This window comes from Desulfofundulus sp. (assembly GCF_049701015.1).
GTDB lineage: Bacteria > Bacillota > Desulfotomaculia > Desulfotomaculales > Desulfovirgulaceae > Desulfofundulus.
Genome location: NZ_JBNATZ010000091.1, coordinates 1 through 9,359 on the forward strand (window position 1 = coordinate 1; position 9,359 = coordinate 9,359).

At 50.4% G+C, this 9,359-nt stretch carries 9 protein-coding genes and 1 riboswitch; of the genes, 7 read left to right on the forward strand and 2 right to left on the reverse strand.

What is annotated here, in order from left to right:
* Nucleotides 1-637 precede the first annotated feature (637 nt).
* The 6 genes from ACPLUI_RS07330 (at nt 638) to ACPLUI_RS07355 (ending at nt 6,572) form a co-directional block, all read left to right on the forward strand.
* Complete coding sequence (locus tag ACPLUI_RS07330) at nt 638-955, forward strand: hypothetical protein (protein ID WP_424659614.1); 318 nt, start codon at nt 638-640, stop codon at nt 953-955.
* 211 nt (nt 956-1,166) lie between these two features.
* Nucleotides 1,167-2,549, forward strand: coding sequence for an FAD-binding oxidoreductase (locus tag ACPLUI_RS07335; RefSeq protein ID WP_424659615.1), 1,383 nt, complete (start codon nt 1,167-1,169; stop codon nt 2,547-2,549).
* On the forward strand, nt 2,546-3,769 hold the full coding sequence (locus tag ACPLUI_RS07340; RefSeq protein ID WP_424659616.1) for a (Fe-S)-binding protein: 1,224 nt from the start codon (nt 2,546-2,548) through the stop codon (nt 3,767-3,769). Before ACPLUI_RS07335 ends, ACPLUI_RS07340 begins: the two co-directional genes overlap by 4 nt.
* A gap of 92 nt (nt 3,770-3,861) precedes the next feature.
* Entirely contained in the window at nt 3,862-4,617 is a 756-nt protein-coding gene (locus ACPLUI_RS07345; RefSeq protein WP_424659621.1) for a sporulation protein, read from the forward strand.
* 68 nt (nt 4,618-4,685) lie between these two features.
* Nucleotides 4,686-4,874, forward strand: a riboswitch (cyclic di-AMP (ydaO/yuaA leader).
* A gap of 133 nt (nt 4,875-5,007) precedes the next feature.
* Entirely contained in the window at nt 5,008-6,270 is a 1,263-nt protein-coding gene (eam, locus tag ACPLUI_RS07350) for a glutamate 2,3-aminomutase (RefSeq protein ID WP_424659617.1), read from the forward strand.
* Nucleotides 6,271-6,347: 77 nt separating this feature from the next.
* Nucleotides 6,348-6,572, forward strand: a complete 225-nt coding sequence (locus tag ACPLUI_RS07355; protein ID WP_424659618.1) for a helix-turn-helix domain-containing protein — start codon at nt 6,348-6,350, stop codon at nt 6,570-6,572.
* 39 nt (nt 6,573-6,611) lie between these two features.
* On the opposite strand, the gene ACPLUI_RS07360 is transcribed toward ACPLUI_RS07355, so the two are convergent.
* Nucleotides 6,612-6,935 (reverse strand): small, acid-soluble spore protein, alpha/beta type, encoded by a 324-nt coding sequence (locus ACPLUI_RS07360; protein WP_424659619.1) that lies wholly within the window; start codon nt 6,933-6,935, stop codon nt 6,612-6,614.
* Between the two features lie 254 nt (nt 6,936-7,189).
* Between ACPLUI_RS07360 and guaB the strand changes: the two genes are divergently transcribed.
* Entirely contained in the window at nt 7,190-8,647 is a 1,458-nt protein-coding gene (guaB, locus tag ACPLUI_RS07365) for an IMP dehydrogenase (protein ID WP_424659622.1), read from the forward strand.
* A gap of 44 nt (nt 8,648-8,691) precedes the next feature.
* Here guaB and ACPLUI_RS07370 read toward each other — a convergent pair whose 3' ends face one another.
* Entirely contained in the window at nt 8,692-9,315 is a 624-nt protein-coding gene (locus tag ACPLUI_RS07370; protein ID WP_424659620.1) for a GNAT family N-acetyltransferase, read from the reverse strand.
* Between the last annotated feature and the right edge of the window lie 44 nt (nt 9,316-9,359).

Sequence of the window (9,359 nt, forward strand, 5' to 3'; positions counted from 1 at the left end):
GGTTTCTTTTTAGAGCCGGTAATGACCTGCGCTACAGCCATTACACATCCCTGCATAGCCCACGGCAACCTTTCGGCTACCGTGGACCATTACGGGACCCGTAGTGACCTTTGCTCGACCAGTACAGATACCTGGGAAGCCTGATGCAATCTCTCGACTGCACCAGACCTCTCTATTTTTGTCGAAGTCGACGAAAAATACTCCGGCACCTGTATCGATCTTAGCTCGATCAATTGATATCCCTTACGACCCGGTAGCAATCCTTCGGACTGCTACCGAGCCTGCCAGCACATCGATTGATCTTCCCGCCGGCTGATATCGAGCCTTTTACGACCCGATATCAACCTTTGGCCGACTGCTACAGAGCCATTTATGACCCTGTAGCAATCTTGGCTCGGCCATTACCGACCCTGTTGTTCGTATTATTACCCTCTCAAAGATATATATACAGAAATTGATCTGGTAAATAAAGCCATTTTTTTAAAGGGATGCAGTTGCTCTCGAGATGTCTTACCATTAAACTTTCCTCCTGTCATTTAACTGCTTCATTTTTGTCATTGGGCCGGGGAAGATTTACCGGCTCTGGCCGGGGTAATATAATAAAAGAAAGCCCGGAGCATTAAGTGAGGTGTCTATTATGTACAGCAGTGGTGTGTGGGATTCCAACCTGAATGCCCTGCTGGCCCAGGTCCAGGACGAGCTTCTGTCCCGGGATGGGCGGATAACGCGCATTGCTCCACTGCGTTCCGTGGGAGAAAGGTTGTATCTGCAGGTCTGCTTGCGTTGTGCCGAACGCCCTGAATTCTGCCTTCCCCTTGCTCTGCCGGCCAGAGCCATCCAGGATGGTGATGTGGGTAGCCTCGCCTCTCAGATTCTCTGGGCAGCTGAACACGGCTTCCGGGTGACTGTTGTGGAACCTCTGGAGTCGAGCCGGTCATTTAGAGTAACGGCCTGATGGAAATTGAACCTGCCTGAGGGCAGGTTTTTTTATGGTGAGGAAATTTTACTTTTTGAGAACTCTGGGTAAGTGAGCTGTGGGCTTACTTTAGCGGCGATTTTATTCTTCTGATGAGAAAATAAGAAAAGAAGCAGGACAAGGTCAGGTTAGGTAGTATTTTTATGACAACAGGATAAAGGGAGATCTTGACCCTGAAGAGGGTAGAAAGATGAAAAATTTGGCTAAACATCTGATAAAGATTTTAGGAAAAGACAGGGTTCTCACCACCCGGGAAGACTGCCTTTGTTATTCCTACGACGGCACCTTCAGGACCGGTGTCCCCGGGGTGGTGGTACGACCTGTGTCTACCGATGAAGTGGCGGCCGTAATGAGACTGGCTTCTAAGGAGAGAATTCCCGTAGTGCCCCGGGGGGCTGGAACCGGTTTGAGTGGAGGTGCCGTGCCTCAGGAAGGGAGCCTGGTCATTGACCTGACATCGATGAACAGGATTGTTAAAATAGACCCTGCCGAGATGATGGCCGTAGTGGAGCCAGGTGTCATTACGGCCCACCTGCACAAAACAGTAGAAAAAATGGGACTTTTTTATCCACCAGACCCCTCCAGTGCCAGCGTATCTACCATAGGAGGCAATATTGCCGAGTGTGCGGGAGGTCCCCGGGGATTGAAGTATGGTGTGACCAGGGATTACGTCCTTGGGATGGAAGTGGTTCTGGCCGGCGGGGAAGTAATTCAATGTGGGGGGCAGACTGTTAAAAATGTCAGCGGGTACGACCTGCGTGGGCTATTTGTGGGTTCCGAGGGTACACTGGGTATCATCACCCGGGCTAACCTGCGCCTGATCCCGAAGCCCCAGGTCAGGCAAACCATCCGGGCTGACTTTACAACTATTGAAGAGGCAGCAGGTACCATCACCGCCATAATCGGTGCCGGGGTTATTCCCTCCGCACTGGAAATAATGGACGATGTAACCATACGCTGTGTGGAGAATTTTTTGCGCGCTGGTTTACCTCTTGATGTGGAAGCAATCCTCCTGATAGAGGTTGACGGTCCGGCAGTATCCCTGCCCGGCCAGGTTAGCACCATAGCCGCCCTGTGCAAGCAGTGCGGTGCTGTCAGGGTGAAGGTGGCCGAAACGGAAGCAGAAGGTGCGGAACTGTGGAGGGCCAGGAAGGCTGTTTCCCCGGCTGTAGTACAGGTCAGGCCCACCAAAATCTCCGAAGATGCCACCGTACCCCGGAGCAATGTTCCCGCTATGATCAGGGGCATCAAAGAGATTGCCAGGAAATACCATCTGGTGATTGCTATTTTTGGCCATGCAGGAGACGGTAATTTGCACCCCAATATTTTGATAGATCAGAGCAACCCGGAAGAAATGGAACGGGCGGAGGCAGCAATTGAGGAAATATTCAAACTGGCTCTTTCGCTGGGCGGTACATTGTCCGGAGAGCACGGCATAGGTCTGCTCAAAGCCCCCTTTCTGGAGATGGAGTTTGGCAAAACAGGGGTGGCAGTGATGCGCCGGATTAAGGAAGCCCTGGATCCCCTGGGCATTCTGAACCCGGGTAAAATCTTCGGAGGGATGAGCAGTTGAGCGGAGACATCGCTACCGCTATGTACTATATAAACCGGTGCAGCAAATGCGGGTCGTGTCGTGAAGTATGTCCCGTTTTTTCCGAGATGGGAGGCGAATCCTGGGTGGCCCGGGCCAGGGTACAGCTGGCCAGTGCTGCTATAAAAGGTCAAATTAATTTTTCCAGGCGCTTCATGGAGATCATGGATAGCTGTTTACTATGCATGGCCTGCGTAGCTCACTGCCCGAACAGCGTGAGGGTGGACAGGCTCGTCCTGTGGGCCAGGCAGGAGGCGGTGAAAAGACAGGGTCTCTCTTTAATCAAGAAATCTATTCTGCGTAATGTCTTGCGTTATAATCACAGGCTTGAGTTATTGGTCAGGCTCCTGGCAGCTTACAGGGCAACAGGCCTGCGGTTGTCCCGGAAAGCAGATTTGTTCCCGCCGGTACGTGTAACCCCCTTCAGGCCACATGTCAAAACGCTGAAGAAAGCTTCTCTTCTGGTAGCCTATTTCACCGGCTGCATGACCCGGTATGTGTATCATCAGACGGGTCTCGCCGTGCTGGACGTATTATCCGGAAACAATGTCCAGGTGGTGCTCCCCGAGCAGTTTTGCTGTGGTATGCCTGCTCTGGCGGCCGGAGACGGCCAGACTGTATATGAACTGGCCAGGCGAAATGTGGAAAGTATTATGAAATCAGGTGTGGATTACATTATAACTGATTGTGCAACCTGTGGCGAGATGTTGAAGAGTTACGGAGAGTTGCTTGGAGGAGATGCCGCATGGGACTTCAGTCGTAGAGTCCAGGATATATCTTATTTTCTGGCGCATACAGTTGACCTCAGGGATCCTGCCGGGAAACTGCCTCTGGTTGTCACTTACCACGACCCCTGTCATTTGAAACGTGGTCAGGGTGTATGGTCGGAACCAAGAAAAATTCTGGCCACTATTCCAGGTCTTGCTCTCAAGGAAATGGCTGAGAGCGACAGGTGTTGTGGTTCGGCGGGCTCTTTCTGTTTGACCCACTACGAGCTTTCCATGAAAATACTCAAACGTAAAGTGGAAAATATAAAGGCTACAGGAGCGCAAACGGTCGTTACGGGCTGTCCTTCCTGCCGTTTGCAAATTGAGTACGGTCTCAACCAGGCAGGTATTTTTATACCCGTAGTGCACACAGTGGAATTGTTAAGTCAGGTCTACAGTCTCACTGATTCCGCGGCAGGAATTACCTGTTCTTAGAGCGAATTATTAACAATAGACCAGTTCGTTGGGGGGGAGGGTGGGAGCACTAGGGATTCTGGGATAACATAAAGGGGAGAGTTTTTAGGGATCTGTTTCTCGATGTACGCTTACCGTTTACTGAGTATGTTCAGGGAGGTACGGTGCATGGGGAAGTTCTGTTGAAAGCAGAAAGAACTTCCCGGCGCATCAAAGGAATAAAGCTGGAATTACTGGAGGAATGGTACGAAGGGGAGGGAAGGGAGAAGAACCGCCACTCACATAATGAGATTGTGGCCAGAATGGGAATCGCCGGGGAAGTTATTGTAAATCAGGACAAAGTATTGGAACTACCTTTTACCTTGCACCTGCCCTCTAACCTGGCTATCAGCAGTGATCACCAACGTTGTTTTTTACGTGTGCAGGTCGTGGTTGCCTTTCTCCCCGATATTACGCGCCTGATCGAACTCACCATAAAGCCTTCACCAGCCATCACCGCCGTATGGGAAGCCCTTGCCTGCCATTTGGGTTTTATCTCCTGTGGTTTGATGTCTGCCTCCCGGCAGCAGGTTTTTAAATTTTGTTCTGGTCCGGGTACGCCGGAGGATTTTCGCCACATTAAACATATTGAGATGATCTTTGTGAACGAAGAAAACTGTTTACGCATTCACATGAAGGCAAAGGTTGACCTGCTCGGTAATTTTGATGCGGATAATTATTTCACTCTGGTTATCCCTTATCAGGAAATGTTTCGTTCCGATGGGACACCGGCCCACCAGTGTATTGGGGAAAGGATTATCCGCCGTTTATGGGATGCTCTAAGGCCGGTGGGTAAAAGCCATTTGACTGGACAAGAACCTAATTGTTAATATTCTCAAATAATGTTTACAATTTGCTCTCTAGATGATACAATTTTAATTAATTAAAATAAATATTTATGTCCTGAACGCTTAATTCTTTACCCAAAAGAAGCGGAGGACCCATTTTTCCTGGGGTGAATCCCCCTGGAGATCAGGTAAATTATCAAACAGGCTTTGAATTTCTAATTTACCGGTTTCCCGGGGGTAGGGTTATCCTTTCAACCCGAACCCGTCAGCTAACTTCGTAAGCGTGGAAGGGAGGACATTTTGCCCGGGAAGGCACGGGGTATTTTTCTGTCCCTGTGCCGGGTAGGGTTGTTGTTTATTGTCTTCCACCCCAGGAAAAGCCCCGGGGTTTTTCTGTTTCTATTTAAAATTTTCTGTAAAGGAGGTTTTGAAATGGCAATTTTTCCAATGCCCCCCGCTGGGTTTGATCTTGAAGAAAGACGTCGGATTTCTCTTGAGCGTGCACGCGAGCTGAGAGAGCGGATTCGCGATTACCTGCAGGTTAAGGATAAGATATTAACCGGTCTTGATCTGGCAGAGGAGGTGGGGGCAGCCCGGGATAAAATCCTGGCTATTTTCAAGGCCGGGAGGAAGCAGTGGGCTGACTGGCACTGGCAAATGGCCCACCGAATTACCAGTGTGGATGTGCTAAGCCAGATCGTGGACTTAACGCCTGAAGAACAGCGGAATATTGATGAGGTGGGAAAACGCTTCCGGTGGGCAATATCTCCTTACTACGCCAGCCTGCTGGCTGTTGACCGTCCGGGCGGCCCCATCTGGCTGCAGTCTGTGCCCCAGCAGGAAGAGTTAAACGATAGTGGTGGTAGCGAGGATCCCATGGCCGAGGCTTTTACCAATCCGGCACCGGCCATTACCCGGCGTTACCCCGACCGCCTGATTATCAATGTAACCAATCAATGTGCCATGTATTGTCGCCACTGCCAGAGACGTCGCAATATCGGGGAAATAGACCGGCACCAGCCCAGAGAAGTCCTCAAGGCGGCGCTGGATTACATCCGGGTGAACCCGGAAATACGTGATGTGCTGATTACCGGCGGTGATGCCCTCCTTTTAAGCGATCGCTGCCTGGACTGGTTACTGAGCGAACTGGATGCTATTCCCCACGTTGAAATAAAACGCCTGGGGACGAGGGCCATCGTTACCATGCCCCAGCGTATTACACCGGCGCTGTGTGCAATCCTGGAAAAACACCCGCCTATATACATCAATACGCAGTTCAATCACCCCCTGGAGATTACACCAGAAGTAAAGGAGGCCTGTGATCGCCTGGTTAAAGCAGGTGTGGTTCTGGGTAATCAGGCCGTATTGTTGAAAGGAGTTAATAATGATCCCCATGTAATGAAAAAACTTAACCAGACCCTTTTACGCATCCGCGTTCGTCCCTATTACATCTTCCATGCTAAAGAGGTCAGGGGAACCAGGCATTTTATCACTTCCGTGGATGAGGGTCTTGAGATCATGGAAAAGTTGAGAGGGTATACCTCGGGCCTGGCAGTGCCGACCTATATCATCAATGCTCCGGGTGGGTTGGGCAAAACCCCGCTCTTACCACGCTATATGGTATTCCGGGACGATAAGCATGTGGTCTTTCGTACCTGGGAAAAAAAGATCATTTCTTACCCCAACCGTCGTTAAGGGAATTTGCCGGTACCAGTCATAAAAAATTTTAACCATGGGAAAATATAAAAAGAGAGTAACGGGGAGTGATTACCGTGGAGGAATATAACCGTTCCCGTGTCCCATGGAGTACCGAACCAAGTCTTAAAGCAAAGACCGCGGAAGCAGGTATAGATTTCGATGAATTTATAGAAGGGTTAAAAGACGGTAAGAGCGATGCGGAGATGGCTGCGGAATTTGGGGTGACCGAAAAATTGATTTACCATCTTCGCGACCGTTTCGAGCGATATGGTATCGATTCGGTCATGGGGCAGGATTAGGCAGAAAAAGGGGGAGGTGTCTCAACCTCCCGGCCAATACTACCTGATCAGGCTCTGTTCGGCGAGCAAAATCATCTGCCGGACCATATTGCCGCCGAGTTTTCCGCCTATACGTCCACCCACAGCGCCACAGGCCCGGGAGCTTATGTCTCCCCAGTAACCGTTTTTAATTTGGGTAGTGAGTCCCAGTTCCCGGGCTATTTCGTACTTCATTTGGTCCAGGATGCGGTTCCAGTTCTGGGGAGTGGCAACACGTTCACCAACATGCAACGGGTACCCCAGTTCGCTGGCTATCTCGTATTTCAGAACATCCAGGTGGGAGTCAGCTGCCGGTACCAATAGTTTGTTTTCACGCTCTGGCATGCGGCAACACCTCCTCACCAGTATTGTTTCCCGCTTGTACTGACGTTCATTCCGCTAGTTTAAGGCAGAATTACAAACTTGAGAAATTTATAAGTGGTCCTGTTGAAAAAAGGTCCTGGGTCGCTATTTTCTGTTGGCCCAGGACCATGGTATTTTATGTTAAAAAATTTAACTATTCTTTCACGCACAGAAGGGCCTTGTTGTGCTATAATAGACGAATATAAAAAAGGCAAGCCAATGAGGAGGGATTTATGCTGTACCCAGAAAAATTTGCCAAATTCGGCCTCACTTTTGATGATGTTCTGCTTATTCCTGCGAAATCCGAGGTGCTGCCCGGGGATGTTGATACCACCACTTACCTCACCCGGGATATTAAGCTAAATATCCCCCTGATGAGCGCTGCCATGGATACAGTTACTGAATCCCGTATGGCCATTGCCATGGCCAGGGAAGGCGGGATAGGGGTAATTCACAAGAATATGTCCATTGAACGGCAGGCACTGGAAGTGGACCGGGTTAAACGCTCAGAACACGGGGTAATTTCCGATCCCATTTTCCTTTCCCCGGAGAGCCCCATCAGCGAAGCCTTATTGTTGATGGAACGTTATCGTATTTCAGGAGTGCCGGTAACTGTTAATGGTAAACTGGTCGGTATCCTGACCAACCGTGACCTCCGTTTTGAGCGGGATTTCAGCAAACCGGTAGGGGAAGTAATGACCAGGGACAACCTGATTACGGCTCCGGTGGGGACAACCCTCGAGCAGGCCAAAGAAATTTTGCGCCGGCATAAGGTGGAGAAACTGCCCATTGTTGATGACGAGTTTAACCTGCGGGGGCTAATAACCATCAAGGATATCGAAAAAGCTCGGCAGTATCCCCTGTCGGCCAAGGATAAGAAAGGACGCCTTCTGGTGGCTGCGGCAGTAGGGGTGAGTGCTGACACGGAAGAACGCACGGATGCCCTGGTTCGTGCCGGCGTGGACGCCATTGTAGTGGATACTGCTCACGGACACAGCAAGGGTGTACTGGAAACTGTAGCCAGGATCAAGCGCAAGTACCCGGAGGTTGCTGTAATTGCGGGTAATGTGGCCACTGCCGAAGGAACCCGGGACTTGATCCGGGCTGGCGCAGATGCGGTGAAGGTAGGTATCGGGCCCGGTTCCATCTGTACCACGCGGGTAGTGGCCGGTGCAGGAGTACCTCAAATTACCGCTATCTATGAATGTGCCCAGGAGGCTATGGCGCATAATACACCCATTATTGCCGATGGCGGGATTAAATACTCCGGGGATATTACCAAGGCCATAGCTGCCGGGGCGGATGTGGTAATGATTGGCAGCCTGTTTGCCGGGACGGAAGAGAGCCCGGGGGAAATTGAAATCTATCAGGGGCGCAGCTATAAAGTGTACCGGGGGATGGGTTCCCTGGGGGCGATGAAGGAAGGCAGCAGTGACCGCTATTTTCAGGAGCACCAGCTCAAACTGGTTCCAGAAGGAGTGGAGGGACGCGTTCCCTACCGGGGGCCACTGTCAGAAACTGTTTTTCAGCTTATCGGAGGTTTACGCGCCGGTATGGGTTATTGCGGATGCCGGAATATCTACGAACTTAAAACCAAAACCCGGTTCATGCGCATCACACCAGCAGGTTTGCGGGAAAGTCACCCACACGATGTGGTCATCACAAAGGAAGCTCCGAATTACAGCCTGAAGTAGACCAAAAAACCTCTTCCACCAGCGGGAGAGGTTTTATTATTGATTTATTTTCCCATAAAGAGCATTTCCTTGAATAGCTCAATATCTTCCTGGGGTACTCGCTTTCCGTAGCGAACCATGAGTACGTTGGCTATATGTTCCAGGATATCCGGGTCGTCCGTAAGTTCCTGTTGCATTCCGACCGAGCCAAAAAGCCTGGTGAGTATTTTCTGATATTGCCATACATCAAGGCCCGTATTCCTCAGGTCCCAGTGCCAGCAAAATTCTATGCTTATTACAATATATTCCTCGAACACCGGGTTGGAAAAAGCCAGTTCCAGTAACTTCCTGGCCAGTTTATATTCACGCCAGTCCGGGCTGACTTCAATAGCTCCCAGTTCCAACACCCGCGGGTGCTTGCTCCACCGGCTGTAACGATCGGGCGGTAGAAATGTTACATATCCAACTACCTTTAACCCTGCTCGAACAATATAAACCATACCTTCCGGGAGACCGGCAATTTCCTTCAGTGCTGCTTTTTGTTTGTCCGGCTGGCGAAAATTATTCAACTTCTCATCGAAGGCTAGCAGATCCAGATAATCGCTTCGTACAGGTCCTTCCAGAATAGCCACCCCGTGGGGAACGATTACCTGGGAGGTATTTTCAATCTCCGCACAGGCAGTGCTCAAGAAACTTCACCTCCATGTCTTTTGTCTGGGACTGCTTAACCGTT